The following is a 26,557-nucleotide window of genomic DNA, read 5'->3' as shown; positions in this document are numbered from 1 at the left end:
CAACATTTATCACGTCCTATCACGAGGGATTGCGATGCTTGCGCTTCACGGTGGTCCTGCGGTTCTAAGCCAGCCCGGCCCGCATTTCGTGTGGCCCGTCATAACCGAGCAGACACGTCAAGCAGTCAACCACCAACTCGATCGAACCGTTTCGATCTACGATCGGAGTGGCATCTTCAAGGAATTCGAGGATGACTTCGCGCGTTACCAGGGTGCGCAGTACGCGCTGGTGACAAACTCCGGGACCTCTGCCCTCTTCGGAATTTATGAGGGACTTGGCCTCGGACCGGAAGACGAGGTCATTTGCGCCGACTATTCATTCTTCGCCACGTCTGGTCCCCTTATCTATCTGGGGGTGCGACCGGTCTTTTGTGATGTCGACCAGAACGGAAATCTCGATCCTGATGATCTGGCGCTTCTCGTCTCCCCGCGAACCAGAGCCGTCGTAGTAACGCACATGTGGGGCGTTCCTTGCGAGATGGACAGGATCGGTGAGATCTGCGCTCGCAACGGGATTGCGCTCATTGAAGATTGCTCACATGCACACGGGGCGAGGTTCAAGGGACGCCTGGTTGGCACGTTTGGCGTCGCGTCAGCCTGGAGTTTGCAGGCGCAGAAGCTCGTCACTGGCGGCGAAGGCGGAATCATCACGACAAGCGACCAGGAAATCTACGTCCGGGCCCAGTTGCAGGGCCAGTACAACAAGAGGTGCAGAGAGGAGATCGATAAGGATCATCCGCTCTATGGCTATGCTTTAACGGGCTTCGGGCTGAAGCTGCGCGCTCATCCGCTGGCGATTGCGATGGCTGCAGAGCAATTCGGCAATTTGGATCGATGGATTGCTCAAAAATCAGAGTTTGCTGCGCGCTTCGACACGGCCCTTGGCGAGTACGAATTCATTTCGATTCCTAGGACTCAAGATACCTCGCCGAGCTGGTACGCCTACACGTTCCGTTTTGATCCCGCCATTGCGGGTATCGACCGCGACCTGTTTGTCAAAGCACTCTATGCAGAGGGTCTGCGAGAAATAGACATTCCGAACTCCATGAGACCCGTATCGGATCTGGCGCTCTTTTCCGATCCGGGACGGGCAATGCCACGGCTTCGTCACTTCGCGGCGCCGGAAGGAAGGATGAACCGGAGCAACCCGAAGTCACGCGAATATTGGGCTAGCGCGATTAAACTCCCGGTGTGGGCGTTTCCAGAAGACGACGGCTTGGTTGGAAAATACATCGAGGGGCTAACGAAGGTATGCGACGCGATACGCGCAGGGCAGCTCAGGAACTAGCCTTAAGGCGAGAGGAGGAACGGTCGGTTCGGATCGGTCGCAAGCCCGGGCGTATCCTCCTTGTTGGCGTAGGTGCGCATCAGCCACCTGCTCTGTCCGCCAATCTCACCTCCGACGAGCCCACGACCATGCAGAGCGGTCCGATTGTTGATCAAGAGCACGCTGCCAGGCGAAACGACTATGCTTTCAAAGGAATCGGCCGCAGCTTGCCGCAGGGATTCGAGAGCCTTCACCGCAGCAGGGTTGTCAGGATCAGCGACGATCTTGCTATGGCTGAAACGGATCGACCAACCTCTCATTGGGTCGAAGCTCATGATGGGTGCATCGACGAGTATGTGATCGGTCTTGAACGTGTTCTGCGTGCCGATCGAAAAGTGCGGCTTCTGCAGCTCACCGATGGCCGCCGCATCCATCTTGTCCGTGATGGCCAGCACGGGCGCAAGAAAGGTAGGAACGCTGTCGGGGTTTCGGTATCCGATGAGAACAACGACGTCGGGAGAAGGCGAAATGAGGTCGCCGGGTTTGAATTCGCTCGGGAAAGGGAAACTGCAGGCATCCGTATGACCGCGCATCTTTGCGCGCGACTTCTCTGCAAGCTTTCCCTGGCCCGGCAGGGCTGTCAGATTGACAAACAAATGACCATCGTTCTCGCAGCGATAGGCGACATGCTTATGCCAGATTGCATCGATTGCTGCCAAGGCGGCATAGGCGCCCGGCCACCAGGAATCGTCACCCGTCGGCGCTATCGTTTGCGGGGTGTCAGGGAGTGCGCCGGCATCAAAGAAGTTCTCTATGAGAAGCCACGGATAAGCACCTTGACTGAATTTCCGGCATGCGTCGCGGAAAGCCTCGTCGGAAACCCGCCCGAGCCGAGCAGAAGCTGCCGTCGTCGCCAAGTCTGGATCCACAGCCGGATCCGGCCTCAGAGCTCCACTATTGCGGTTCGCCGATTCAGACGGCTGTCGAAGAATGACCTTCAAGAAAAGAATTCCCTCACTTCAAAACGGCACAATATTGACACAACTATATCGGGATGAAAAGCTGCGCCACACTCGATCGTCCGTTTCGGACGCTGGCTAGTAAAAGTCTTTTCCGAGCAATGTTTCGTTCTCGCAAAGATAGATGCGACTTTGAGAGCCAGGTGAGCACCAGTCACTTCTTCGGAGCTTTGTTAGCCCGTCGAGGAGCGACGCTTCTCGAGAACATCAAGGGCTTCCAGAACGGAGTCATAGATGAGTTGATCACCTGGCTCGCGGTTTTCCTTGAGCCGCTCGATATTTTTCCGGTCGACCCATAGCCCTTCCGAGACCTTGGCGGTCTCGAGTGAGGGCCTTTCCAGGTCGCCATCAATAGTCACGATGAACTGCCGCTCCTCATATTCGGTTTCGCCGCTTCTCCACGGCTTCGTGGTAAGTTCTTCTATGACGGATTTAAGTTTCCAACCCGTCTCTTCCTCGATTTCCCGGTTCAGTGCAGAAAGCACATCTTCGCCTTCATCGACATGACCGCCAATCAGGTCCCAACAACCAGGGAAAAGCCGGCGGGTCATCGTCCGCTTCTGGACGAAAATCCGTCCCAGCGAGTCCGGAATTAGTGCGCTTGCCACAATTTGCTTTTTGGACGTCATTTTTCTAATTTAACCTCTAGTAGAAAAAATGCCATCATGATGGGTGCAAATGACATTCTAGACCGATTTCGACCAGGCCCGCCCGGCGGAGTGATCAGGCTCGGCGTCATGGGGGCGCCGGGCACCGGAAAGTCGTCTCTCTCTGCGCGGCTAGCCGAGCTTCTTGGAGTGCCGCTCATTCCCGAAATTGCTCGGGACTTCCATTCACGCGGTCGGGTCCTCGGACCGAACAGCAGCATAGAAACGCAATTATTGATGATGCTCGCGCAGGCGGCAATGGAGTCCAGACTTGTCCACTTCGTGGCGGACCGAACTATCTACGACCCGATCATCCATGTGGATGCCGTCGCAGCCTACAACTGCGCTTCCCGGCCGGACCTGGCTCTCAATTGCATGGCCAACTATCTCGGCAGTCGGCACGGCCCAACATATTCGCATGTTTTCGTCCTGACCCATTCCGAGGTGCGCAAGCAGGATGGCGTACGTGAGACGGATCCACGATACGCCTCTCTTGTCCATGACAGGACGCTCTTCTGGCTGAATGCCTTGAACATCCACCATGTCATCCTGGAAGGAGACATGGAATCTCATTGGACCCAGGCCCGGAAATTGCTCGGCTGCGATGGCAACTGATTACGACGTCGTAGTCGTCGGGGGACGCTGCGCGGGCGCGCCGCTTGCGATGCTTCTTGCGAGGGCGGGCTTCAAGGTCTGTGTGTTCGAGCGCCACACCTCGCAGTTCGAGATGAGGTCTACTCATACGATTCAGCTTGCCGGCGTAAGGCTGCTGGATCAATGGGGCGCATTGCCGAGGCTAAAACGGCTCGGAGCTCCACTCTTGACCAGGATCCACATGATAATTCATGGGGTGTCCATTTCCGGCCTGCCCTGGACGGCGACCGACCAGCTTTCCAGCACATGCGTGAAGCGAGGGGCGCTCGACACTTTACTCGGCGAGCTTGCGATCGAAGCAAATGCCGAGGTGCTTTATCAGCATGATGTACGCGCATTTGAGTTCGATGGAGGCAGATGGACCATTTCGGCATCCACGCCTTCAGGCTCTCAAACAGCAGTTAGCAGCCGTTTTCTTGTGGCAGCCGATGGGATGATGTCGAGCGTAGCGTCACGGCTCGACCTCCAATTCTCGATGTATCGTCCTTCGTTGACCTTCACACTTTACAAGTATGTGCCCAATACTGTCGGGAGCGAATGCTACATCCTCGTGGATGAGTGGGGAGCGCAAGCCTGTGTTCCTACAACCGATGGGGACATGATCTATGTCATTCAGCGGCCAACGGCTCTTTTCGACCGTTTCAAGACTGGCCCCCAAAGCTTTCTGCGCGAGGCAGCGGATCGAATTGCAAAATTCGCGGCTATCCCGCCGCAGGCCACGCTGTGTGACGGGTTTAGAAGGGCGCTGAACCAGCCATCGTTCATTCGCGCCATGCTTGAAACGGGAGCGTGCCTTATTGGCGACGCCTGGTCTCACAAGGACTCGGTCACCGCCCAGGGAATCACGGACGCCTTTCTTGATGCCGACCTGCTGGCGAAGCTGATGATTGCAAATCCACAAATGGACGCCCGCTTCGAGCGAGCGCTCAAGCTCAAGTGGGCCCAGCGTACGGCGCTGTATGCGGAAGAGGTGGAGAGAGCGAACAGGCTTGCAGGATTTCTCCCGGCTACTGCAACACAGATCGAGGAACTGCAGACGATCGCCAGGAATCCCGAACTGAGTTCGAAATTCCTCGGACTTGATGCCAAGACCTATTCCGAGAAGGATCTTGCCAGGGATTTGGCGGGCTTAAGCTAACGCTGCGCCAATGTGGCTACCGGGCAATGCGCGGGTGCTCTCCGGGATGGTCATCGACTCGAATGTTCATGATCGAAGCCGATGGTGAACACGGATTAATATCGCCGAATTGCATCACGTTCTGGACTGCGACCGACAATTGAAGCGAAAAATCGAGAGGTTTCGGAGGAGGTGTCGTGGTGATGGGGTTGCAGCTTGCATCCACACTTCCAAACGGCTCAGTACCTTTCAGATCTCTGAACCAGAGCATCTTCTGAGCGTCTGTTGCACACGAGTTCGGAAATGTAATCGGAGCCGCAGGCAATTGCGCTGTGCTGTGACAGCTCAGGCATCCAGAAATCGGATTGTCGACCGGTCCGTTCGCGCGTCCAGCCCATCCCAGATGGGAGGCTGCGTAAGCGGGCGCCTGGTCCGATATGGTGGTTTCCGTCAGCTTCTTGCCTGCCTGCTGATCGGCCGGCGTGAACCCGAAGTCATTTCCCCATGATAGACCTACGGGTCGGAGCCTCCGCCACGGGGAAGCATCAGTTGCATTGCGGTCGAAGGCAAAAGTCCCAAAGACCCACCCGGTTGGCGAATGGCTGTCCACCGCGGCGACATCCATCTGCATGAGCCGGACGAGTTGTGGACCGGCTGCGGTAGCGATCGTCCACTGCGGGGCCCCATCCAGGATGTCTGCCCCCTGAAAGTCATTCGGAGTCGCGTCGCTGAACAAGATCTTGAAGGTCATTGCCCCTTGCGGGAATTGGGCCTTTGTCAAATCTGGCGATGCGCCTCCCAGGACCTGTCCAATGGTGACGGCGCCTGCTGCATTGTAGAAACCGACTGCATAATTGTGAATGGTCACTCCTGGTTTCACACCAAGTTCCGGTCCCGTCACAGGACGTTCTGATGTCAGGCCGTGCACGGGCTCGCGTGGATGCGGCCCATAGTTCATGAGTGGCATGTGAAACCACGGCCGAACGCTATTGGCCTCCGGCTTGAAATCAGCATCGATCATGCCGTCGAAAGCATAGTCCCGCAGCGCATAGAGGTAGCTATTTGCGCCAGTCACTCCGTCAGCGAATTTGATGTTCAACCAGGGCGCGTCGTTCGCCGGAACCGAAGAAGGGTACGATTGGGACAATTTGAACAAGGGACCGCCATTCGAGATCATGGCCGGGCGCGTGATGAAGTCTGGGAATGCGCCGGTGCATTGAGCAATGAAGGGCGCGGGCTCAGGCGCCGGCGCGCCCTTCGCTGTCACCGACAGGCAGGTCGACCCAGGAGCACAACCGCTCGCCGCATATCCATATGTCGGGGTGCATATGACCGTAGTCGCAAGAAGGACGTTGCGAAGTGTATGACTGCCAAAATGCTGAATAACGCGCATGAGCCCCTCTTTCCTCTATGACACACCATTTCTATCGCATACAATTACAACGGGAATTCGTTTTCGTGCAAGCCCGAATTGATTCAGTTTTGGCTGAGAACGCGGGCTTCGTTCCGACTTTTAAAGGAGGCATGACGATCGTGTTCTGCTGGATCACAGAGCGTGCGGCACTTCTCCTTTTGCTCTTTGCTGCCGGCGCGCAGGCGCAAACTGGAACGTCATCTCCCTATTTGACGATAGACGGACAGGTGACGACTCCACTGTCCTTGTCTGAAGCCGATTTTCAGGCACTTCCTCACGCATCGATAACGGTCACGGATTCCACCGGGAAGCCCTCGACCTATTCGGTGGTTGATCTGGCTGCACCGCTGACCAAGGCGGGTGTCCCGCTCAAACAGGATTTGAAAGGCGCCGACATCGCGAAGTATCTTCACGTTCAAGGCGCCGATGGTTTCGTCGCGATCGTTTCACTTCCCGAGTTCGACAACGGCGCATTCCTGGTGGCAGACGCACAAGACAGCTCACCCTTGCCGGCTGGGACCGGCCCTCTCCAGGTCATTTCACCTCAAGAAAGCCGTCACAGCCGCTGGGTCAAGCAACTTAAATTGCTGAGAATCATCAAGTCTTCACCCCAATAGCGACGACATCAACGCAAAAAGGCTGATTGCCGGCTTTCGGACCGGCGGTCCCCACGAACTATTTTCCACGCATGAGCCAGACAAAGACGGTCGAATAAAGAGGATCGTCCCGAATACGGATCTTGCTCAGCGACAGCACATCCAGCCGGTGTTCGCCGGCCGCGTCCCTGATCAATGCTTCGTTGATGTATGAGTTATCGTGTCCCTCAGCGCCGATGAAGCGCGCGCTCCTGACCCAGTCGGCCCCGATCATGTAACCTTCGTCAGCGAGCTGGGCCGCGGCATTTCCAAGTACCCATGCGTAGCGCTCCGGATTCCTGGAAAGTCCAAACAGACCGATTGCCGTGATCAACTCGTGTTGGCGAGCAAGAACGCCACAAAGAGGCGTGTTGAGCACATCGTGGACGATGAATCTGTCTATCTTGTCTCGCACGCCCGCCAGGTAACTACGATCACGCCCGTACCTCGTTAGCACCTGCTGATAGCACGGAGGGATCTCGTCGGAGAGAATGAAGTCGTAAAGCACCTTGAGTGCTTCGGCACTCTTGTCGCAGCAATCAATGCTTGATCTTACATTCGCTGGAATAGACCAGAACAGGGTGGTTGGACCGCAACCAAGATCAAGCCAACACCCGACCTCGTCAAGGGCCGCGATGAGTTCGAGAATCTCCTCGGTCCCCTGCCCTTCCCGGAAGGACTCGTTGAAATACAGGGAACGGTATTGCGAGAAATAATCCACATGCCCTTGATCAAGCTGGCTGTGCGACAGCGCTTCTCTCCAAGGGGCGCTGGATGAACGCACCAATCCCCCGTCCTCGCCCAACCAGCCGCCAACATACCGAGTCTGGCTACACATCACCTGGCTTCCGCCAAAATGACAAAGCGAGCAGAATTTTCGCTGATGGGTGCTTTCCCATAATTGCCATATGCTTCTACCACCTCAAGCCCGCCGGCCTTCAGCAGATCGCAGATCTGAGAGAGCGAATAGATCCTTAGCTCTACTGTTGAGACAAATTCCTCGGTTACCGCCCCGCTTGTGAGGGTATGGAAGAAAGTCAGCTCCAGCAGTTGAGGTGAACGGACGCGTTGGGATCGCGATCTTCTGAGAGTGCGGCCATCATCCAGGCGCCTTTCCCAGTCTGCGACGACTTCGTCGTCGGCGAGCCCCGGCGAATAATATTCGGGCGCATCGTCTAGAGCTTCGCTCGATTGCGCGAATGCCGCCAGATCAAGAATCACACATCCCCGCTTTGAGACGTGGCGTCGGAATGATGCGAGCGCGTGTAGCGCATCGATCTCATTGACGAGAAGCTGAAACGATTCCCGTGGACACACGACAACATCGAACACTGAAGACAGCTTCAGAAACCGCATGTCTGCGACGAAAGTATCTACTTTCTCGATCCTGCCCTGCGAAGAGAGGCACTTTTGCAATTGCAGGATCATCTGCGGATCACGGTCGACAGCGGTGATGTGTTCAACGTGGCGCGAAAGCGGGATCGTCAATCTCCCGCAAGCGCATGGCACCTCGAGGACATTTCCGCCTCGCGCTCGAGCAGCAGAGGCAATGAACTCGACTTCACCCGGAAAGGGAAGGAATTCGTCATGGTAGAATACACTTCTCTCTTCATAACCAATGTGAAGCGGCTGAGCGCCCCCGGTCCGAGAGGCCCCCTTATTCCCCGTAGCTGCGAAATCAGGGCACATCGTTCGCCTCACCCAGGCGATCGATGAGACCGGCGGTGGTGATCTCGCCGGCGGATAGGCTGGCGAGGCCCTGCCACTCCGCAGCAAGACTGCTCCTGTTGAACAGCAGGCGCTCTGAGAAGTGATTGCATTTGCACCCGGACGTGTAGTTGTAATTTGCATTGACGATCAGTGGCGAGTGGATGGCGCCGAACAGATTGTCACGCACGCTCAACTTCTCCAGCACGCCCAGGCTCTTGAGATCTTCCAGGTCGACACCGGTGCCTGGGCTGGCAAAGAATCCGTCGCCAGTTCTGAATTTGGCGATCGGCTGATGGAGGAACCGGAACGAGCACTCTTTTCTTGCGAGCAGTTTGGCCACGTTCTGCGAAGCTACAGCCTCATTTTCGCAAGACCATGACTTTTGTCCGCCAATTCTGCCCCTTCTGGCCCGCCCTGTTCTTATGACCGGCTCGAAGTAGCTCCGAAGGCCCTCGTGAGCCACAAACTTGGCTAATGCGGGAACATCTCGAACGGAAGCATCGCTGACCGGAAACTCCACGCCGAAACGGCTGCGATGATTGCCATGAAACACCGCCATCAGATCCAGCAAGCTCGTTGGCAGCTCCAGTGAGTGATCACCGAGGTTGACCTCACGGTAGTCATAGTTTCCCGTCCTGGGATTGCGCCAGCTTGAATTATCGAGGCTCGATGTGCTCCAAACCGAGTGATAGATCTGCAGGACATCCTTGTAGTCCTCGATCTGGGATATGAACGCGCGCACGGTCGGCTTGCTAACTCCGGCCGTAGCAAACCGCGCAATATTGCGATTAATCCGCTCACGAATGTGATGGCTTGAAAAATGGCCGTATGTTCTCCAATGGCTCGCAGCGGCGTCTTCGCTGGAAAATATCAATCCTGCGGTGAAGATCAGCCACTGCATGCCGGACGATGCCACCAGCTGCAGCAGATCGAAGAACCGCGGGAAGACCGTTACTTCACCGTCTCCTGATGTCTGTATCGTCTTTGCACCCAGGGCTTGGGCCTGGGAGATGATCCTGGCGACACCGTCAAAATAGGCGGTAATCTGCTCTTCCGTATACGGGTGCTTGTCGATCGGAACGGCGGACGCGTAGCAGCCTGAACACGTCAGATTGCACTGCTTTGGACAAAAAAGATGAATAGAGTCTATGCAGTCCGTCAACGCGCCACGCACTCTGTTCAGCAGCTCCGCCTTGCTCGCGCGGCGGATGGCATCCAGGTGCGAAGAGTAGACCGAGCCCGTCAAGAACCAGCCGGGCAAATCCAGATTGGCGGACCCGCACTGGCGATCTGACGAACTCTGGTCACTGGCGAACCTCGCAATTGAGCTCTCATAGAAAGGTATCCGATACGCCTTGGAAATCGCGTAGTCGAGCGTCATCGCGTTCCTGGCCATATCGATTGTATGCGAGGTCGTCGGCAGATGCGCGGGCAATACGTTCGTGCACCCGAAGTCACTCTGCTTGGCGAGGAAGTACTGGAGGACGTCCGGCTCAATCTTTGAGGGGTCTCTCTCGAGTTGCAACATGCCGAACTCCGGATGGTTCAGGTGATTGGTCTTCGTGTTTTCACTGCGTCATGACGAATGAGCTCGGAATGAACAAGCTCGCCGGCTTTAGCGATCATGCTTCGTTCAATCATTCTCGACTGGCCGCCCCGCAAGGAGACGTCGGCCAACCTGCGGACATATCTGATCAGACGTGCGGACGTCGCTTGGGACGCCGTTACCGGCACAGACGCGGGCAAATGATCGATCTTGATATGCAAGACGCCGTTTACCAGCAGAGTAGGAGAGCGATGGCTCGTTGCGCGTTTGAACGACGGCAAGTATCCTTTTCCGTAGCCGCAGGTGACGTCCACGATCACCGATCCAGGCTTCATGGTAGATACCATGCGCTCATCCACCATCGCGGGCGTGTCGAAGGTCGAGATCAGAATCGCACCGATCAGGACGTCAGCCTTCTTGACTTCCTGACGGAGGACGCTCGGGCGATTGAACAGACATCTCACACGCGTGCCGAACTCCTGTTTGATATCCGCTATTCTCGCCGGGCTACGACAGAAGAAGGTTACCTGGGCGCCCAATCCGAGCGCCGTTTGCGCGGCTGCTCGTCCGACATTTCCGGGACCTATAATGATGACGTGAGGAGCCGATCCGTTCGGCGCACCGCCGAGCAACAGTCCTCGCCCGCCAAGATGAGACTGGAGATGGTATGCTGCGTAGATAACGGCCAGCCGCCCGGCAATATCAGAATCCGAAACCGATGCCGGATACGCGCCTGCGCGTGAGATGAATTCGAAAGCATATGCGGTCAGCTTTGATGCTTTGAGCGCGTTCATCAAGCCGGGATTTCCCTCAGCATGCATGAAAGCGGCAAGATGGCAGCCCTTGCGGAAGTATCGGTACTCTTCTGGTAGAGGTGCCTTATACTTGAGGACCAGATTGGCCTGCCATGCTTCGGCTGACGTTACGATCTGCGCTCCGGCTTCCGCATAGGCTTCGTCAGATACTCCGACCGACGCCGCAGCCTTCGTCTCAACCATGACGTCGTAATTGTCCTGGACCAGGGTTTTGATCTCCCGTGGCAGTAGGAGCACTCGTGTCTCGCTCCTTCCTCGCTCCTTTAGAAGCGCAATCGACGGCCTAGCCATCACCGCTCTCGACGGACTGAAGATGGGCCGCGATTCTTGCGCCGTTTGATCTGTTGGCCTCTTTCAGGAATTCCGACGCGCCGCATAGGAACGGATCACCGGTGTAGATCTCGGACATGACCGGACACCTGCCGGCGCAAGCGTGTTTGGCGCTCCCAATTTCGCAGTTGGCGCATCCCTTGAAATCCTTGAAGGATACAGCCCTGATGTCATTGAACGACGTGTCCCACAGCTCGGCAAAACTCAGCTGTCTCAAGTTCCCCGCGGAATACTTCCTGGCGGACATGCAAACCGAACACGGGTAGACCTCACCGTCCGACGAAATGTACGCGAGCGAGATACCGCAAAACTCCCGCTGCATGGCGTGCGAAAGCTTATAGGAGAAGGAAAGGAACTTCTGGACGCAAAGGCCGATCCTCTGCATCTTTTCGATCCGGTCGAGGTAGTTCCTGAAGTAGAGCGGCGATGCACTTTGCGCGACATTTCTACCCGGTGTCAGATGAGGAAACCGCTTACCTCGCCCGACAGGACTAAAAGGCGTAATTCCAAAGAACAGATCCTGCTGGGACGTGAACTCGAAGATCTCCTGAAGCTCAGCGAGATTGGAATTCGTCAACGTGGTCATCACGGCGGAGCGGATTCCATTCTTCTTGAGCAACAGCAGCTTTTCGACCGTCTCTTCATAGGTTGTCAGATGTCGCATCTTCTTGTGCGACTCGGTGCCGTCCAGGCTCACGCTGACCACGCACTCTTCGCGTGGGATTTCGTCAATGACCGACTGGGAGAGGTAAGTGCCGTTGGTTGCGATCGAAATGACAAATCCAAGTTCGTGAGCATATTTCACGATGGATATGAAATCCGGGTGAGCAAACGGCTCACCTCCGCAGAACACGATCGAGAAGACGCCTTTGGCCTTCAACTGATCAAGAACCGCGTAGATTTCGCTGGTTGTCAGCTCGTTTGTTCTTTTCGGCCCAGCTTCCACGTAACAGTGCAGACACGGTAGATTGCAGTACCGCGTTATCTCAAACCACACGATCAGCGGAGCCGATAGACGGAAGCTTTCGCCGATCGGGACCGTATCCAGCCTGAAGGGTTCAAACTCTTTCTGCTCTGCCTCTGCTTCGATCAGAGGAGCAACCTCTTTGGAATAGAAACCGATATCGCCAGTATCCGCAAACGCGAGTGTGTAACCAAATTCTTCAATGCGCGATCGCTTTTTTTTGCGCATGAATTCCACTCACGCTTGCGGAGCTGACGGAAAGCTGGAGATGCGTTTGATGCTTAGATCGCATTTCCAACGAGAAACGTCGCCGGCGAAATCTTGCCGGTGTCGACGGCCGCCTCGAACTCTGCACTCGCCGTCAGCTTTTTGCTGCCGGTCGCTTTCGCGAATTCTTCGAGTTTCTGCTTTTGCTCGGGGGTCAATTCAAGAGTGAGTGTTTGCTGAGCTGGGCTGTTGGACATCAAAGCTCTCCTTTTGAGCTACGGGGGATACATTCACTAAACTGTCACCACCAATGATTGTACCTTGTCCACATGATGACCTTGCCACGATCACTTCGATAGTTGTCTTTTGAGAAATTCACAGGATAAAGTTGCGACGGCACCTGTCGTCTGTTTGAGCCGCTCCTCGTCCTCACCGAGACCACTCTGATGATCCACGACCGGCGGTCCCACGGCACTCACCTGCTGATCGATCTGTGGGGAGCGCGCCATTTGGAAGACGCGGATCGCATAAAGGATGCATTGGCAAATGCAGCGCTACAGGCTGGGGCAACCCTGCTGCATGTTCATCTCCACAAATTCGAGCCCCATGGGGGCGTCACTGGCGTCGTACTACTGGCCGAGAGCCATATAAGTATCCATACCTGGCCTGAAAACTGTTTTGCAGCGCTGGATGTGTTCATGTGTGGCAACGCCAAGCCGGAGCGAACTATCCCGATAATCGAAGAGACGTTCAGTCCCATGCAAACTATCGTCCTCCAGGCAATTCGCGGCGCTCATACCGACGGCTGGTCGAACATTGAGATCGAATGCCTCGGGTATTCCAATGGTCTGCGAACGCGGGGAATGATCGCGCGGGCTCGAGGTTGAGCGGGGTCATCATTGGTCCGTGCAGGGTTGTGGCATCAGCCCTCGAACAGGTTGCACTCAAGCGAAGCCGACCTCGGAACATCACTTTTCCCAAGCTCTGCTCTATACGGAGTCCGAGAAAGCTTTTGTGTCTTTCGAACGGGGTGGTGCCAGGGGTCGAATGGCTCGTTCGATTTCGGTGCGATCGTGTCGGCGGCGCCAAAACTCCTGTGACGCCCAGCGCTGCTCAGTCCGGTAGTACGCGTATCTGTCTTGAAGGTAGCGGGCTAGCTGCCGCCTGCGCTCATATTCATAAAGCTCTGCTGCTCGCAACTGGTTTTGCATAAAATCCATCGCCAGCAGGGTCGACGCTGTCTCCGCGCTTTCCATCGCCGCGACTATCCCCTGGGAGCACAGCGGGTCCCTGGTTTGCGCGGCATCGCCAATCGCCAGCATGCCAGGAACCACTGCTTGCTCAAGCGCGAGCGATCCCGCGGGCCACAATCTGGTAGCACAGCGTCGCTCGCCTTTTTCTTGAGAGGCTGCAGAATGTCAAGGTCGGCAAAGTTGCTCAAAACCGAACGCCTCCACGGCGAGGCGGACCACAGGTCGCTGTCGGTAAAAAGGCTAACGATGCGGCATGCTGAACTATCCAACGTGGTGAACAGCCATCCATCAGGATTCGATCCGATCCTCACATTTCTGTCGCGGTCGTCAGGCGTTGATTCGAAAACAGCTACAGCCATGCATAAGATCGCACGGTGAACTTCACGCCTTATCATTATCCGGGTGCGGGCCACGCATCGCTCAGTCTCCATAGTACACGAATGGTGCCCAGACCACCGGCCGGCGCTTGGTTTCGTCAGCCTCGGCGATGAATTCCCGCTTCGTCTCGGATAGAGCGACGCCGGCCAGCTTTCCATCCTTCAGTTTCCGGAAGAAGCGCTCGACGAACTCCGCGGTACTGCCGTCGAGCACCGGCCACAGCGTGAGAATGGTGCCCGCATTTCCTCCTGCATAGAGCGAGAATGGCAGACCTAGAATACCTTCGCCGGACACCCACTTCCCGACACCCGTCTCGCACGCGGAGAGGAAGACGAGATCGGTACGGAAATCGAATGCCGACAGCTCCGAGGCCCGCAGGTATCCGTCCTCGTTCTCGCCCAGATTGGTCTGTGACAAAACGATACCGCTCAGATCGGGGTTCTGCTGATTGAGATATCCGTGCGTCGAAAACACCACGTAGCGATATTGCTGCAATCGGTTCTCATCCTGCAGGCGCCGTACGGTCGTCTTCGATGCGTCCGAACCTGAAAACAGGTCCTTACCGGTCTTCAGATCGAACAGTGACGCCAGTTCGCTCAACTCCTTGGCCGAACCGGGCAAGTTCGGCCAGGTGATTCGACCCGCCGCGCCTTCGGTGGGGCCGCGCAGAGCGTCGATTCCGGACGACGGCTTCTCCGGCGGCGCCACAGAATACGTCGGGTCTCCTATCGCCAGCATTGGAGAGCGTTCGCTTTGCGCGTAGCGCTTCAAACGCTCTCTCGACAAGTTCATCAGGGAAATCGATTGGATCGAAGAAATGTCGTGCGTTTCGATCAAGAATGAACCGCCGATCTTCAGCGTATCCAGCGGAATCAAGGCAAGAGGCCCGTCCGGGCTGACGTACCAACGATGCGCCTTCAGAACTTCCGCGGGAAGTGCTTTGGAGAACCAGGACGACAGCTCGTCTCTGATCTCTTCGATGTCGCCAACGAGTTTCGCACCTTCGACCGCACCGTCCTCTGCGGACTGCATCCGGAATGAGCCGTCCTTGAGTTTCCAGACAAGATTTCTCGGCGTTCCGGGCGGCGGATAACGCAACCCGGCGACGCCGTCCGGTCGTGCCAAGGCAGCACGGTACGCTTCCAACGTCGAAGGCAGATTGGCATAGGGTGGAAAGACCACGGCACCTCGTCGACCTTGCCCGTCGATCCAGATGAGCATCAGGTCTGGGTCACCCTGCACGAAATCGAGGATCACCCCATCTGTGGACAGGAGCGAGATCGCGTCCTTCGCGTCCGCCAGCTTGAAATCGACCGCTTCCCGGTAGAGCGGGTACTTCGAACGAAGCGCCTGATCCAGGTTGGCGAAGTCCGCCGACAGTCCGTTGCGCTGCGCCTCCAGATCGGAACGCAGGGCGACGTCGGACACAAGCGGAATGCGGCCGTCTAGCGTCGCGATCCTGAATTCGAGATCGGACAGAGCGGCTCGTTCGGTGTCAGTGAGAGAGCTCCGCGCGGTGCCGCGCGTGGAGGAGGTTTCGATCAGAGTGCGAGCCTTCGAAAGCTCCGCGACCCTCATTGCTCCCTCGAAGTCTCCGGATCGAGCTTCCAGCACCGCGAGCGTCTTGTAGGCGGGCGTGATAGTCGAAAAGAACGTCCTACGCAGCGCGTCCGACAGACCACCCTCGGAGCGCAGGGTCTCGGCCGCATCGACGATCCGGCGATACATCAACCTGGCCTCGTCAAGATCACCGTTCGCGAACATGACGTCGGCGAGTCCGCGCATGGAGATGACCGTCGTGATATTGCGAGGACCCAAAAACTGGGTGCGGAGTGCGACGACCTTCTCGAAGAGCTGCCGCGCCTCCGTTCGTTGTCCGGCGTCGCCAAGCGTCGAAGCTAGGTTATGCAGGCTCTTAATTGTTTCCGGATTCGTCTCGCCGAACTTACGTATCCTGATGGCGTACACGTCGCGATGGGTGGATATCGCCTCGGGGTACCGCCCCAAAGCCGCCAGGACTGCGCCCTGATTGCTGCGCGACAGCAGCGTCAGATGATTTTCAGGTCCCAGCGCGGCCGTCCGCAAACGAACGGCTTCGGTGACCGTATCGAACGCCTCGGCGTATCGGCCGGCGCTTCGCAGAGCCAGGGCAAGATTGTTCTGCACGCTCAGGCGAGCGGGATGGGTATCCGGAAGCTAGTTGGCGAGGACCGAGGCGGAGTAGCGATAGATTTCGATAGCCTCGTCGTTTCTGCCGAGATCGGATAAGACGGCCGCGATGTTGTGCAAGGTCGCAATCGTATCGATGTTGTCGTCGCCGACTTGGGCGCTCGTGGCCCGGAGTATCCGCTGGAACAGCGATAAGGCCTCGCCGTACCGTCCGGATTGGTAGAGCAATCCCGCGTACTGGTGGCCGACGTTCATCGTTTCGGGCTTCGTCTCCCCGATCGCTTCCACGGCAAGCGAATAGACACGCTTACTGGTCTCGATCCCTTCGGACACCCGGCCACTGCGGGACAGCGCGTCAGCCAGATCAGACATCGCCTCGATCGTCCGCACGTTCTTCTCCCCCAGACGCGCGGTGAGGGCAGCGGTTATCGCGCGGGATTCATTCAGCGCTTGGTCGAACTTCGATTTGTCGAGGAGCTGCCTTACGATTATCGTCCGCGTGACGAGGGTGTCGGGATGGTCGGAACCCAGCACCTGAATTCGCAGCCGAAGCGCTTCGGTCAACAGATCGTCGGCTTCCTGAGTGCGTCCGAGCCGACGCAACACGTAGCCGAGCGTGTGTTCGCTCTCCAGCGTTTCAGGGTGACTTTTCGATAGCAGCTTGACCCGCCCATCGTAGACGGGGGATAGCACCTCGCGCGCCGCATCGAATTTCGTTTCGCGTAGAAGCGCAATTCCGAGGGTGTTGCCGAACCGCAATTTGTCGCGCGCGAAATTATCCGGGAGTCGATCAGCATTTGCGATCACGTCGCGCATCATCTGTTCCGCCTCGGCTGCGCTGGAAGTGGACATGACCAGCGCGACCCTGTCCTTGACGCGCAACGCTCGCAGGCCGTCAGGACCGTCCGCTTCGACGGCGGCCTTCAGCGCCCGTTCGAGCGCCTCCGTAGGAGAACCATCGCCCGCTACGGCGACCTTGGCGACCAGGAACAGAGCATCGGCCATATCCTGCTTCGAGAGACCGTCGGAGGCGTCGAGCGCTGTCTGAGCGGGAGCTACCGCATCGTCAAATTTCCCCTGGCCGAAGAGATCTTCCGCACGGATCGTGGCGATGCTCCGGCGCTCCGTTTGGCTCAGTGCGGTCGAAGCTGGAATACTGTCTAGAGCCGAAAGCGAGGCGCCATAGGCTCCACGATCCAGAAGTTGCCTGGCCTGCTCAATCGCAGAATCCGCGGTTTGCTGTCCGTTGCCGTGCGACGCGACCAGCGTTAGGGCCGTAGCCAGGATCCATCGTCGCAAGCGAGACATATTGCCCTCTCGATCACTTCACTTGAGCACCCACCAGATGTCGGGCGGAGTCCCCTGCTTTGGCAGGCTCCTCTGGTCCGCGGTGAAGTGCAGGCTCAGCGTATCCGCGATATCGCCGAGCACTTTAGTGCTGTCGACGACGTACGAATGCCCGAAAGCGCGGACAGCCGGCGCGGCCTTCGAAGCATCCACGGTCTCGTACCCTTTGAAGGTCAGCACACCGTCGGTGGTCTCGCCGACGCGGCGGTAGTCGTGGACAATCTTCGAAGCCCGCAACGCAACGTCAGAACTGGATGCATAGATCGTCCGATGTACGTCGATGGCCGCAAGACCTGGAATTATCTTCTCACGGAAGATCTCCGCGTTCACGTCGGGGGCGGCCAGCAGGAGCTCTCTCAAATTCGGGATAGTCTTTCCTTTCGCCGCCCGATCTCTCAGGACCGTAGTGACGAGCCGGTTGCCCATGCTGTGCGCGATGAGAAATACTTCGGACGCGCCGAGACCGGCTATGTTGTCCAGAAAGGCATCGAACGCATCTTCCGAGAGTTGAACCGTTTCTTCGTCGTGCCAGTAGCCTTGCGTCGTGGCGAGCGAAGGCCAACTGTAGAACACGGCAGTACCGGGAAACGAGAGATCGTGCGCGAGCTGCGCGGTTCGCAGGGCGGCGTCCGCGAAACTGACGTTGTACCCGTGAACGAAGACAAGAAGAGACTTCTTTGTGCTCTGACCGATGATCTTCGCCATTTCGGCCGTCGCGGCAGCGGTATCCAGCGGTATGACCTGCTTGAAGACGAAATGCTTGGCCGGATCCGGGTTGACCTCGAGCTTCCAGAGGCTGGGTAAATTCAATTCGCCGGCCCTTCTCGCCGTCGGAATCGAAACAACAGTCTTTCCGAATTGGTTCTCGTTCTCGTTGTCCTTCGACCGCTCCGGGCCGAAGAATTTCTCTGGCACCGAGCTTCCGGTCGCCTGTCGGTTTGTTGCGAAATACGTCGTGATCTCGATCCACTTGGTGGGTGGATCGCTCGGACCTCGAAACACTTGGATGGTCATGTCAGAGCGTATGCATTCGCGGGCGAAAACAAGATCGAGCAGTTTTCCTTGGATGTCCTTCAACTCCTTGTCGAGCGCATCCTTCTCGGCGCCTTCGTTCAGGGGGGCGATACGCGCCTTGAGGTCAGCAGCCTGCTTATTCAGCTTTTCGGCTTGTTCGTCCAGATCGGGATTCAGCGATGCCCTTATCGCCGCACAAGGCTCGGAAACCGGGGGAGTGGAGTTCTGCGCGAACGCGCAACTCGCCGAGAGAAGCAATGCCGTAGCTGCTCGAATCACTGACCAGATCAAGAGAGCCCCCAAAATTCATGATTCAAATGCGACGACGTAAGAGACACCGGCGGCGCGTTACCGCAGCACGACGTCCTTCCGCACGCGATGCTATAAACTCAACCGAGAGCTGTAAAGGCAAGCTTAGATTTTGGCGAACACCGGTTACCTCACCAGCCCCAAAAGGTTACTACCGCGCCGCCGAGGCCGATGCTGCGGGGGGGCCTAGGTTCGGCCGCCCGCAGCCACCTTCGGGCGCGACAGCGATGGGCTCCGCGCCACGCTATCGAAGCGGCTCGATCGATAACCTTTAGACGTATGCATCCCTCGCCGCAGGAAGACGGGGAATCACCCGTTTGCCGACACCGACGGTCCTCGAACTATCAGCCAGACCCACGACGGACAGTATCCCTGCCTCTTTTTCCTGCGCGTTTCGATTCGCGCTTACGTCGTTATCGAAGGCGGTATTAGTCTCAGCGGTCGGAAAGGACACCGGAAACAAAGGTCAAAGCGCCGCGCGGGACGCGTGTCGAATTATACCAACCCGCCACGAGGGAGTCGGATCACGTTAGAACCGCTTGCGACGTATCGGCCCCAAGCGTCCATCAACTGTCGCCGCTTCTTCAACGCGTTCCCACGCCGATAGGCTTGCTCCGTTTCATCACCCACCTTATGGGCCAATGCCATTTCCGCAATTTCGCGTTCGAAACGCGTTTCGTCACCCGCCCAATCGCGGAAACTGGACCGGCATCCGTGGGTCGTCATAGCCGGATAGACTGCCTTTAGTGCTTGCAGCACGGCATTCATACCGAGCGGCTTCGTACGGTCCTTGGACCATTGTCCGGCGAATACGTAGGCGCTACGCGCGGCCTCCTTAGGGATGACAGCTTTCAAGATCGCAACGGCGCGGTCGCAGAGCGGCACTTCGAAATCTTTGCCTTCGGGATGGTCTTCTGACTTCATCCGTTCCGCTGGGATTGTCCAAAGCCGTTCTGCAAAGTCCACCTCGCGCACGCGCATAAGGCGCGCTTCGCTGGTCCGCACCGCCGTCAAGATGATGTATTCGGCGGCGAGATTGACGGCCGTGTCCGCCGCTTCGTGCTTGGCTTGCAGCGCCTGAACGATGACGGGTACATCTTTGTAGGGTGCGGCTTTGTGATGGCGCTTCGACCGCTTTGACTTCGGCAAGAGCGGCTTCAAGGTCTTCCACATCGCGGGGTTCTTGCCGGACCGAAACCCCCTGGCCTCTGCAGCGTCAAGGACGCGCTCAATGCGGCTTCGAGTTTCGCGTGCCGTGCGGTTGATCGTCATCCATATGGGCGACAAGATCCCCAACACATCGTTCACCGTGATGTTGGCGAGCTCGATTTCCCGGATAGGCTTGCACCGGACCTTTAGGTCTCGTGTCCAGTCGGCCAGCGTGTTCTTGCCTTTGAAGCCCGCCTTGATCGATACCAGGAAGGCATCCGCGAACTCTCCGAACGTCGTAGCCGCCAGCATTTCGGCACGCCGCTCCGCCGCCGGGTCCTTGCCTTCGGCCAGTTTCTTGCGTGTGTCTGCAGCCTTGAGTCGGGCGTCAGCGAGCGAGATGCCGTCCCTGCCTTTGCCCTTGGCGGGGCCCAGCCCGATCTCTCGGCGCTTGCCGGTGCCGCGCGCACGGTAGAGGAAAATCCATTGGCGTCGCGCGTGCGCACCCGTCTCAATCGCGAGGTAAAGGCCGCCGCCGTCACTATGGCGCCCGGGCTCAATGATAGCCTCTGCTTCCCGCGCGGAGAGCTTGTGCAACTGTCTTTTGGCCATGTCCGCCCCACTCTCCGCCCCACCATTGAACACGGATTGCAGCGGATGGCGGCGAACATCCGTGAACGGTGGCGGAATTTATGTGAAGCGATTATAGCAGAACTTACAAAGCGTTAGTAGGCTGCAACGGACGATCGGGGACAAGCGCGGAATTCGACCACCGACGCGGTGATGCCAGTCGCGCCTTACTTTTGTCTGCTGTCCTGTGCGCTGCCGCATGAGCAGGCCGCTTCATATTCACTCGCCACCTCGACAAGCCGCCGCCGCTCGCAGCGCGGCACAACCCGGACCCTCAAATAATTTCCGCCCCGAAACCGAAACCGGTCCCGCGCTTTAACATAAGTTACAAAGCGCGGAGGTAATGCAATGGGCCAGTCAAAACCATTCCCTCGCCTGGCGATCGTCGTTGAGGATGACGACATCCAGCGGGACATGATCGCGCTGCTTCTGGAAGCAAGTGATTTCCAGGTGATCCAGTGCGAGGACGCAGAAACCGCATCGCTCGCCCTTAAGATGAGGCATCCCGTTCTGCTTGTCACCGACATCAATCTGGTGGGGCGAATGAACGGAATCGAACTCGCCCGCTTTGCCCGAACGAATAATCCTGCATTGCGGGTAGTGGTGATCTCAGGTCAGGCGCCCGCGACGGCACTCCCCGACGGGGTGACATTCCTGGCGAAGCCGGTTTATCCGACCGCCCTGATCCGCGAAGCCACCCATTGATTTTTGGTTGGCCGGGTTTCTCAGCCCGTCTTGTTAGCTGGCCTTGCCGGCTAACCAGTCGCGACCTTGGGTGTAAAGCTTGTCGACCTCAGCGCCGGTCAGCATCGGCATGTCGCGCTTCACCTTGTAGCCGATCAGCTCCTGCATGTAGGCGAGATGGCGATAGCCTTCGGGAAGAGCGGCCAGTTTTTCCGCATCGAGCCGGATAGCGGCGGCGGGATCGACCGGATCGATCCGATCCTTCTCATAGATCGGCTGGCGGCGGACGATGCCCCATCTGCCACCGCGCTTTTCCAGGAAGTCGTAGAAGCGACCCGTGCAGACGACGTCGCACAGGACATCGTGCACCGGCGCGCGCTGCGAGATGGTCATCTTGGTCTGCGCGATGGCGCGCGCGCCTTCGAGGTCGATGCTGGTGCCGCCCAGGAAGTGCAGGATACGCACGCCCTTTGCAAAGCCTTCCCGGCTAACCCGGATGAAATCTGCAGCCGGCCCCTGAAACCAGGTTGCCGACATCCAGCCTTCCTCGTGCCAGACGGTCGCAAATCGCTCCCAATCGCCGGCATCGCGCCAGACTGCCCAGTTTTCGACGAGGTCGCGGATAGCCAGGCGGTCGAGGAGGGATTGGTTGGGCATGAGAGATCTCCGGATAGGTGACGGCCGCAGCACGGCCGGCCAAACCCGGTATCAACGGAGGAATCCCGTCGCCGTCAAGCACACCGGCAAGCCAACGAAAAGCCGGCGTGCCTTTCGACACGCCGGCTCAATTCGGTAGAGGTTCGCCGCGAACTTGCGCCGCGGGCGCCCCTCTTATGCCGCGGGCGCTTTGGGCGCGCGGTTGCGCGAGTTGCGCTGGAAGAACAGCGCCTGGCTCGCCACCGCCGATACCATGGCCGGCTGGAACGGCTTCGAGATCAGGAACGCCGGCTCGGGACGCTCGCCGGTGAGGAAGCGCTCCGGATAGGCGGTAATGAACACCACCGGTACCTCAAAGGTCCTGAGCAGCTCGTTGACGGCGTCCAGCCCCGACGAGCCGTCGGCAAGCTGGATGTCGGCGAGGATCAGGCCGGGGCGCTTGTTCTTGGCGAGCGCCACTGCGTCCGAATGCGTGCGGGCGACACCCACCACATTGTGCCCGAGGTTCTTCACCAGGCTTTCGAGGTCCATGGCGATGAAGGTCTCGTCCTCGATGATCAGCACGTCGGTCGCGATCTCCGCCGCCATCTCGCGGCCGGCCGCATCGGCAAGGCGCCGCGTCTCTGCGACGTCGGAGCCAAGGATGAAGGCAACCTCCTCCTCCGAAAAGCCCTCGAGCGACAGCAGCAGGAAGGCCTGACGCGGCAATGGCGTGATGTTCGACAGCCGCCGCTCCGGCGGCATCGGCAGTGTCGTCACTTCCGAATCGTCGTTGATCGAGACGGAATTCCAGATCTGGGTGAACAGCCGGAACAGGCCGGCGCGCGGTCCATGACTCTCGTCAAGCACGGAAGGATCGCCCAGCATGGCTTCCAGCATCGCTGCAACGTAGGCGTCGCCGGATGACTGGGTGCCCGTCAGGGCACGGGCGTACCGGCGCAACAACGGCAAGTGCTCAGCAACAAGCTGTGAACGGGTCATCCCCACTCCATTCTTCTTTGGGCCAGGCATCGTTAGGGGCGGCCCGGGTTCCCCTGTAGGCTTGAAGACGTCCGAACCCAAGAAAAGTTCCGCTTAACGCGGAACTTTTTGGCGAACTTCGCATTGGGTCTTTCTAGGGAACGGCTCCCGGTTGAGAGAATTTCTAGATTCTACAGCGACTTAACTCGGGGAAACGTGGAACAGGTCATGAAAGATCTCAAGTCTCAAGCCAGCAGAAACACGACCCCCGGCAAGGGAGGGCTCACTCCGGAGATCCAATCCCGGATTGGGCACCAATTGCGCGCCATGTATGACGACGTCGTCAGACAGGGGGTTCCGGAGCGGTTCGCAGAACTGATCAAGAAACTTGATACCCCCGGAGGTACACCCCAAGTGGAAAATGGCGGGGGATCCAACGACAACAATGGGAGGGACTAATGCCTCTCACGGACTCCTTGCGCGACGACATCCTGGCGGCGGTACCGAGCCTGCGCGCGTTCGCCATTTCACTGAGCGGCAATGCCGACCGTGCCGACGACCTGGTCCAGGAAACGCTGTTGCGCGCACTCGCCAACATCGACTCGTTCCAGCCTGGCTCGAATCTGCCGGCGTGGCTGTTCACCATCCTGCGCAACCTCTTCCGCTCCGACTATCGCAAGCGGCGGCGGGAGGTGGAGGATGCAGAAGGCAACTACGCCAAGACGCTGAAGACCCAGCCGTCGCAGAATGCGCATCTCGAATTCGAGGAATTCCGCACCGCGCTCGACAAGCTGCCGCAAGACCAGCGCGAAGCGCTGATCCTGGTGGGAGCTTCGGGCTTCTCCTATGAGGATGCGGCCTCGATCTGCGGTTGCGCGGTCGGCACCATCAAGAGCCGTGTCAACCGCGCGCGTTCGAAGCTCGCAGCGCTGCTCTATGTCGACGGTGCCGAAGATTTCGGTCCCGACGAGACGGTGCGCGCCGTGATCGGCGGCAGCGGCGGCTGACAAGTCAAGGCCCTGAAGTATGAAAGGCGGCCACCCCGGTGGCCGCCTTTTCGCGCCTGTATGTTCTTCCCTTCTCACCTTGTGGGAGAAGGAAGAGGAGTGCGTGTGGATAGCTTCAGCGCACCGGCCTCACCGGCTGCGAAAACTTCTCCGTGCGGTCGCGCTCCGTCATGTCGACGACGGTCTCCATCGGTGCGGTCAGCTCATAGACATAGCTGCCGTCCGTGAAATAGCGCTTGGCGGTGCCGCCGAGTGCTTCCGGCGCAACGCGATCAAGCAGGATCAGGCCGAAATCGGAATCGGCGCGGCGCGTCGCTTCGCTGGTGTTGGACTCCTCCCAGCGGAAATGAAACACCGCGTCGGGCTCCTCGCCCGTCACCGTCCAGTTCGCGGTGATGTGCGGATGCTTGCCGACCAGCGACAATCCTTCGTCGGAATGCGAGGCAAGCTCGAAGAACAGGAGCGACAGGCTCTGCGCGGCGCGTGCGCTCACCGCGATATCGGGGCCGGTGACGGCGATGCGGTCGGCATGCGGAATTGCGCGCGCCTCGAACAGGCCCTTCAGCTTCACGCCCTGCCACTGGCTCTCGCTCAGCAGCGAAACCACATTGGACATAGCGTGGATGCGGCCGATCAACAGCTCGCGCGCGACGTCGATGTCGGAGCCGTGACGGAGGGTGCGCGTGACGATGGACTGGATGACCGCCAGGATGTTCTTGACCCGATGGTTGAGCTCGTCGATGACCGCCGTCAGCCGCCGTTCGAAGCCGATCCGAACCTGGATTTCGCGGCTGAGCCGCAGATTGTTGTAGGCGACATAGCCGAACAAGCCGCAGACCATCGCGGTGATGGCGAAACCGATCGCGGCCACGATCACTGCAGTCTGCTCGGCGCGGCGCACCGAATTGGTCTTGGCATAGTAGCTGAGCTGCCAGTCCCGACCGCCGAAGCTCACGGTCCGGATCGACGACGCCACGCGAGTGTCCGACAGCGCACGCGTGCTGACGATCCCTTGATCGCTCGCGGTCAGCTCTTCGTCCGGCTTGCGCGGGTCCTTCAAAGCAACCGAGAACAACGACATGTCGTCATTGGTCAGCATCAGCGAGGCGAGCTCGTAGGAAAAGGTGATGAAGCCGGCGGGCTCCGTCGCATCCTCGGGGATGACGGGCGCGGCCACGATGACGCCGATCGCACCGTTGTCGCGGAGCAGCGGGATCGGGTCGGATGCGACCGACCGTTTCTCCGCCTTGGCCCGCGCCAGCATCGCACCGCGCACCGGATCCTGATCGTAGGCACGTCCGGGCAGCGCCTTGGTATCGTCGCTGCGCGGCTCGAGATCCATCAACACGTCGATGGGCCGGCTGAGCGCGGCGGGGTCGAGCGGCTTGTCGTCGAAATTGCGGATGGTGGGATTGGGGAAGCCGGCGGCGGCAAGCGCTGCGCGCGCCGCGTCCAGCTCGTTGGGCCTGAGCCGGGCAATCCAAGAGGCGACGACGAAATCGGTCTTGAAGGCGTAGATCGCCGAGCGCAGCGGCTCCAGCATGTTGGGCTTGATCACCGACGGCGCCCGGAACAGGCCGGAGGCGACACGGGCGAGCAGCTCGCGCTCCGTCAGCCGGTCCTGCACCAGGCTCGCATGAACGTCGATCGCACGCGCCAGCGCGATGCGGTCGATGGTCAGCTCCTGGTCATGAACACGATAGGCCGCAAGCCCGGACAGCAGCATTCCGAGCAACGCGATAAAGCCGATGATGAATCCCAGCCGGACCACTCGATTACTCAGAAGCAGGTGAGAAGCTGGCGAAGAACACGGAGCATTTGTACGCCGCTCGAACGGCCATCGCCGCAAGAGAGAAAGACCCCACCGAGGGATATAATGAAGGAGGCAGCATCGGGACGCAACTTGGATAGGCCGAGAAGCTTAATGCGCCTGGCCATGGCATTTTGCGCTCCGGGCACCGGAGTTTGTTAATCGCAGGCGCCGATTTTGGTTCCGCAGCTGCACATTTGCCGCAGGTGTTAACAAGGCGCGGGAAGCCAGCCTCACGTCGCCGCGCGCAGGCCGCCCTTGGTCTCGATGAAGCCGATGATGCGGTCGAGGCCTTCGCTCTTCTTCAGATTGGTCATGACGAACGGACGTTCACCCCGCATCCGCTTGGCATCCGTGTTCATTTTCTCCAGGGACGCGCCGACATGCGGCGCGAGATCGATCTTGTTGATGACCAGAAGGTCGGAACGGGTGATGCCCGGCCCGCCCTTGGACGGTATCTTGTCGCCCGCCGCCACGTCGATGACATAGATCGTGATGTCGGCGAGCTCCGGGGAGAAGGTCGCAGCCAGATTGTCGCCGCCGGACTCGATCAACACCAGGTCGAGGCCGGGAAACTTTGCACGCATGTCCGCAACCGCTGCGAGATTCATCGAGGCGTCCTCGCGGATGGCCGTGTGCGGACAGCCGCCGGTCTCGACGCCGGCGATCCGGTCCGGCGTCAGCGAACCGGAGCGCACAAGGAATTCCGCATCCCATTTGGTGTAGATGTCGTTGGTGATCGCCGCGATATCGTAGCGCTCGCGCATCGACTTGCAGAGCAGGTCCATCAGAGCGGTCTTGCCCGATCCAACGGGACCGCCAACGCCAACACGCAAGGGACCGTTCAACTTCGACATGTCGTTTG

25 protein-coding genes are annotated in these 26,557 nt (G+C 58.6%); 8 read left to right on the top strand and 17 right to left on the bottom strand.

The window, feature by feature from the left end:
• The first annotated feature begins 34 nt into the window (after positions 1 to 34).
• Entirely contained in the window at positions 35 to 1,288 is a 1,254-nt protein-coding gene (locus tag KUF59_RS05195) for a DegT/DnrJ/EryC1/StrS family aminotransferase (RefSeq protein ID WP_258768494.1), read from the top strand.
• A 2-nt stretch (positions 1,289 to 1,290) separates the two neighbouring features.
• Here KUF59_RS05195 and KUF59_RS05190 read toward each other — a convergent pair whose 3' ends face one another.
• Together KUF59_RS05190 and KUF59_RS05185 are read right to left on the bottom strand one after the other, a co-directional pair.
• A complete protein-coding gene (locus tag KUF59_RS05190) occupies positions 1,291 to 2,268 on the bottom strand; it encodes a Fe(II)-2OG oxygenase family protein (protein WP_258768492.1) in 978 nt (325 codons plus the stop codon).
• Between the two features lie 191 nt (positions 2,269 to 2,459).
• Entirely contained in the window at positions 2,460 to 2,915 is a 456-nt protein-coding gene (locus KUF59_RS05185; RefSeq protein ID WP_258768491.1) for an NUDIX domain-containing protein, read from the bottom strand.
• Between the two features lie 36 nt (positions 2,916 to 2,951).
• Between KUF59_RS05185 and KUF59_RS05180 the strand changes: the two genes are divergently transcribed.
• Together KUF59_RS05180 and KUF59_RS05175 are read left to right on the top strand one after the other, a co-directional pair.
• Positions 2,952 to 3,548: an ATP/GTP-binding protein gene (locus tag KUF59_RS05180; RefSeq protein ID WP_258768490.1), complete on the top strand. Its 597-nt coding sequence runs from the start codon at positions 2,952 to 2,954 to the stop codon at positions 3,546 to 3,548.
• On the top strand, positions 3,538 to 4,725 hold the full coding sequence (locus KUF59_RS05175) for an FAD-dependent oxidoreductase (protein ID WP_258768489.1): 1,188 nt from the start codon (positions 3,538 to 3,540) through the stop codon (positions 4,723 to 4,725). The genes KUF59_RS05180 and KUF59_RS05175 overlap by 11 nt, the downstream gene beginning before the upstream one ends.
• A 16-nt stretch (positions 4,726 to 4,741) precedes the next feature.
• Here the strand turns inward: KUF59_RS05175 and KUF59_RS05170 are convergent, their stop codons facing one another.
• On the bottom strand, positions 4,742 to 6,097 hold the full coding sequence (locus KUF59_RS05170; protein ID WP_258768488.1) for a hypothetical protein: 1,356 nt from the start codon (positions 6,095 to 6,097) through the stop codon (positions 4,742 to 4,744).
• A 131-nt stretch (positions 6,098 to 6,228) separates the two neighbouring features.
• On the opposite strand from KUF59_RS05170, the gene KUF59_RS05165 reads away from it, so the two are divergent.
• A complete protein-coding gene (locus KUF59_RS05165) occupies positions 6,229 to 6,735 on the top strand; it encodes a molybdopterin-dependent oxidoreductase (RefSeq protein WP_258768487.1) in 507 nt (168 codons plus the stop codon).
• 58 nt (positions 6,736 to 6,793) lie between these two features.
• Here the strand turns inward: KUF59_RS05165 and KUF59_RS05160 are convergent, their stop codons facing one another.
• From KUF59_RS05160 to KUF59_RS05135, 6 genes are all read right to left on the bottom strand, one after another.
• The gene (locus KUF59_RS05160; protein WP_258768486.1) at positions 6,794 to 7,540 is read right to left on the bottom strand and encodes a hypothetical protein; all 747 of its coding nucleotides are present in this window, start codon (positions 7,538 to 7,540) and stop codon (positions 6,794 to 6,796) included.
• A gap of 50 nt (positions 7,541 to 7,590) precedes the next feature.
• On the bottom strand, positions 7,591 to 8,241 hold the full coding sequence (locus tag KUF59_RS05155) for a class I SAM-dependent methyltransferase (RefSeq protein WP_258768485.1): 651 nt from the start codon (positions 8,239 to 8,241) through the stop codon (positions 7,591 to 7,593).
• A gap of 190 nt (positions 8,242 to 8,431) precedes the next feature.
• A complete protein-coding gene (locus KUF59_RS05150; protein ID WP_258768484.1) occupies positions 8,432 to 9,991 on the bottom strand; it encodes a radical SAM protein in 1,560 nt (519 codons plus the stop codon).
• 17 nt (positions 9,992 to 10,008) lie between these two features.
• Positions 10,009 to 11,115 carry an NAD(P)-dependent oxidoreductase gene (locus KUF59_RS05145; RefSeq protein WP_258768483.1) on the bottom strand — a complete coding sequence of 369 codons (1,107 nt, stop codon included), beginning with the start codon at positions 11,113 to 11,115 and terminating at the stop codon, positions 10,009 to 10,011.
• Positions 11,108 to 12,346 carry a radical SAM/SPASM domain-containing protein gene (locus KUF59_RS05140; protein WP_258768482.1) on the bottom strand — a complete coding sequence of 413 codons (1,239 nt, stop codon included), beginning with the start codon at positions 12,344 to 12,346 and terminating at the stop codon, positions 11,108 to 11,110. Before KUF59_RS05140 ends, KUF59_RS05145 begins: the two co-directional genes overlap by 8 nt.
• Before the next feature lie 53 nt (positions 12,347 to 12,399).
• A complete protein-coding gene (locus KUF59_RS05135) occupies positions 12,400 to 12,582 on the bottom strand; it encodes a hypothetical protein (RefSeq protein WP_258768481.1) in 183 nt (60 codons plus the stop codon).
• A gap of 189 nt (positions 12,583 to 12,771) precedes the next feature.
• On the opposite strand from KUF59_RS05135, the gene speD reads away from it, so the two are divergent.
• Positions 12,772 to 13,212 carry an adenosylmethionine decarboxylase gene (gene speD / locus KUF59_RS05130; RefSeq protein WP_258768480.1) on the top strand — a complete coding sequence of 147 codons (441 nt, stop codon included), beginning with the start codon at positions 12,772 to 12,774 and terminating at the stop codon, positions 13,210 to 13,212.
• Positions 13,213 to 13,998: 786 nt separating this feature from the next.
• Here speD and KUF59_RS05125 read toward each other — a convergent pair.
• From KUF59_RS05125 to KUF59_RS05110, 4 genes are all read right to left on the bottom strand, one after another.
• Positions 13,999 to 16,122, bottom strand: coding sequence for a CHAT domain-containing protein (locus tag KUF59_RS05125; RefSeq protein WP_258768478.1), 2,124 nt, complete (start codon positions 16,120 to 16,122; stop codon positions 13,999 to 14,001).
• 30 nt (positions 16,123 to 16,152) lie between these two features.
• Positions 16,153 to 17,433: a tetratricopeptide repeat protein gene (locus KUF59_RS05120; protein ID WP_258768473.1), complete on the bottom strand. Its 1,281-nt coding sequence runs from the start codon at positions 17,431 to 17,433 to the stop codon at positions 16,153 to 16,155.
• A gap of 18 nt (positions 17,434 to 17,451) precedes the next feature.
• Positions 17,452 to 18,777, bottom strand: a complete 1,326-nt coding sequence (locus KUF59_RS05115; RefSeq protein ID WP_258768472.1) for an alpha/beta hydrolase — start codon at positions 18,775 to 18,777, stop codon at positions 17,452 to 17,454.
• A 513-nt stretch (positions 18,778 to 19,290) separates the two neighbouring features.
• Entirely contained in the window at positions 19,291 to 20,556 is a 1,266-nt protein-coding gene (locus KUF59_RS05110) for a tyrosine-type recombinase/integrase (protein ID WP_258768471.1), read from the bottom strand.
• A gap of 366 nt (positions 20,557 to 20,922) precedes the next feature.
• On the opposite strand from KUF59_RS05110, the gene KUF59_RS05105 reads away from it, so the two are divergent.
• Positions 20,923 to 21,279 carry a response regulator gene (locus KUF59_RS05105; RefSeq protein WP_212456847.1) on the top strand — a complete coding sequence of 119 codons (357 nt, stop codon included), beginning with the start codon at positions 20,923 to 20,925 and terminating at the stop codon, positions 21,277 to 21,279.
• Positions 21,280 to 21,312: 33 nt separating this feature from the next.
• On the opposite strand, the gene KUF59_RS05100 is transcribed toward KUF59_RS05105, so the two are convergent.
• Complete coding sequence (locus tag KUF59_RS05100; RefSeq protein ID WP_212456848.1) at positions 21,313 to 21,915, bottom strand: nuclear transport factor 2 family protein; 603 nt, start codon at positions 21,913 to 21,915, stop codon at positions 21,313 to 21,315.
• A 174-nt stretch (positions 21,916 to 22,089) separates the two neighbouring features.
• Positions 22,090 to 22,896 (bottom strand): response regulator, encoded by an 807-nt coding sequence (locus KUF59_RS05095; RefSeq protein WP_212456849.1) that lies wholly within the window; start codon positions 22,894 to 22,896, stop codon positions 22,090 to 22,092.
• Between the two features lie 207 nt (positions 22,897 to 23,103).
• On the opposite strand from KUF59_RS05095, the gene KUF59_RS05090 reads away from it, so the two are divergent.
• Both KUF59_RS05090 and KUF59_RS05085 read left to right on the top strand, forming a co-directional pair.
• Positions 23,104 to 23,334, top strand: a complete 231-nt coding sequence (locus KUF59_RS05090; protein ID WP_212456850.1) for a NepR family anti-sigma factor — start codon at positions 23,104 to 23,106, stop codon at positions 23,332 to 23,334.
• Entirely contained in the window at positions 23,334 to 23,882 is a 549-nt protein-coding gene (locus KUF59_RS05085) for a sigma-70 family RNA polymerase sigma factor (RefSeq protein ID WP_140976407.1), read from the top strand. Before KUF59_RS05090 ends, KUF59_RS05085 begins: the two co-directional genes overlap by 1 nt.
• Positions 23,883 to 23,997: 115 nt before the next feature.
• On the opposite strand, the gene KUF59_RS05080 is transcribed toward KUF59_RS05085, so the two are convergent.
• The gene (locus tag KUF59_RS05080; protein ID WP_212456851.1) at positions 23,998 to 25,653 is read right to left on the bottom strand and encodes a CHASE domain-containing protein; all 1,656 of its coding nucleotides are present in this window, start codon (positions 25,651 to 25,653) and stop codon (positions 23,998 to 24,000) included.
• A 272-nt stretch (positions 25,654 to 25,925) separates the two neighbouring features.
• Positions 25,926 to 26,549, bottom strand: a complete 624-nt coding sequence (gene ureG / locus KUF59_RS05075; RefSeq protein WP_212456852.1) for an urease accessory protein UreG — start codon at positions 26,547 to 26,549, stop codon at positions 25,926 to 25,928.
• Positions 26,550 to 26,557 lie beyond the last annotated feature (8 nt).

The sequence above is a fragment of the Bradyrhizobium arachidis genome, from assembly GCF_024758505.1.
Classification (GTDB): domain Bacteria; phylum Pseudomonadota; class Alphaproteobacteria; order Rhizobiales; family Xanthobacteraceae; genus Bradyrhizobium; species Bradyrhizobium manausense_C.
Note: the sequence above shows the minus strand (reverse complement) of the source record. Positions and strands in the feature narration are given on the sequence as shown.

Bases quoted from the DNA above. Each gene is read 5' to 3' on its own strand.
- KUF59_RS05195 (WP_258768494.1), top strand. From the start codon at position 35: ATGCTTGCGCTTCACGGTGGTCCTGCGGTTCTAAGCCAGCCCGGCCCG.
- KUF59_RS05185 (WP_258768491.1), bottom strand. From the start codon at position 2,915: ATGACGTCCAAAAAGCAAATTGTGGCAAGCGCACTAATTCCGGACTCG.
- KUF59_RS05180 (WP_258768490.1), top strand. From the start codon at position 2,952: ATGATGGGTGCAAATGACATTCTAGACCGATTTCGACCAGGCCCGCCC.
- KUF59_RS05175 (WP_258768489.1), top strand. From the start codon at position 3,538: ATGGCAACTGATTACGACGTCGTAGTCGTCGGGGGACGCTGCGCGGGC.
- KUF59_RS05170 (WP_258768488.1), bottom strand. From the start codon at position 6,097: ATGCGCGTTATTCAGCATTTTGGCAGTCATACACTTCGCAACGTCCTT.
- KUF59_RS05165 (WP_258768487.1), top strand. From the start codon at position 6,229: ATGACGATCGTGTTCTGCTGGATCACAGAGCGTGCGGCACTTCTCCTT.
- KUF59_RS05150 (WP_258768484.1), bottom strand. From the start codon at position 9,991: ATGTTGCAACTCGAGAGAGACCCCTCAAAGATTGAGCCGGACGTCCTC.
- KUF59_RS05145 (WP_258768483.1), bottom strand. From the start codon at position 11,115: ATGGCTAGGCCGTCGATTGCGCTTCTAAAGGAGCGAGGAAGGAGCGAG.
- KUF59_RS05140 (WP_258768482.1), bottom strand. From the start codon at position 12,346: ATGCGCAAAAAAAAGCGATCGCGCATTGAAGAATTTGGTTACACACTC.
- KUF59_RS05135 (WP_258768481.1), bottom strand. From the start codon at position 12,582: ATGTCCAACAGCCCAGCTCAGCAAACACTCACTCTTGAATTGACCCCC.
- speD (WP_258768480.1), top strand. From the start codon at position 12,772: ATGATCCACGACCGGCGGTCCCACGGCACTCACCTGCTGATCGATCTG.
- KUF59_RS05120 (WP_258768473.1), bottom strand. From the start codon at position 17,433: ATGTCTCGCTTGCGACGATGGATCCTGGCTACGGCCCTAACGCTGGTC.
- KUF59_RS05110 (WP_258768471.1), bottom strand. From the start codon at position 20,556: ATGGCCAAAAGACAGTTGCACAAGCTCTCCGCGCGGGAAGCAGAGGCT.
- KUF59_RS05105 (WP_212456847.1), top strand. From the start codon at position 20,923: ATGGGCCAGTCAAAACCATTCCCTCGCCTGGCGATCGTCGTTGAGGAT.
- KUF59_RS05100 (WP_212456848.1), bottom strand. From the start codon at position 21,915: ATGCCCAACCAATCCCTCCTCGACCGCCTGGCTATCCGCGACCTCGTC.
- KUF59_RS05095 (WP_212456849.1), bottom strand. From the start codon at position 22,896: ATGACCCGTTCACAGCTTGTTGCTGAGCACTTGCCGTTGTTGCGCCGG.
- KUF59_RS05090 (WP_212456850.1), top strand. From the start codon at position 23,104: ATGAAAGATCTCAAGTCTCAAGCCAGCAGAAACACGACCCCCGGCAAG.
- KUF59_RS05085 (WP_140976407.1), top strand. From the start codon at position 23,334: ATGCCTCTCACGGACTCCTTGCGCGACGACATCCTGGCGGCGGTACCG.
- ureG (WP_212456852.1), bottom strand. From the start codon at position 26,549: ATGTCGAAGTTGAACGGTCCCTTGCGTGTTGGCGTTGGCGGTCCCGTT.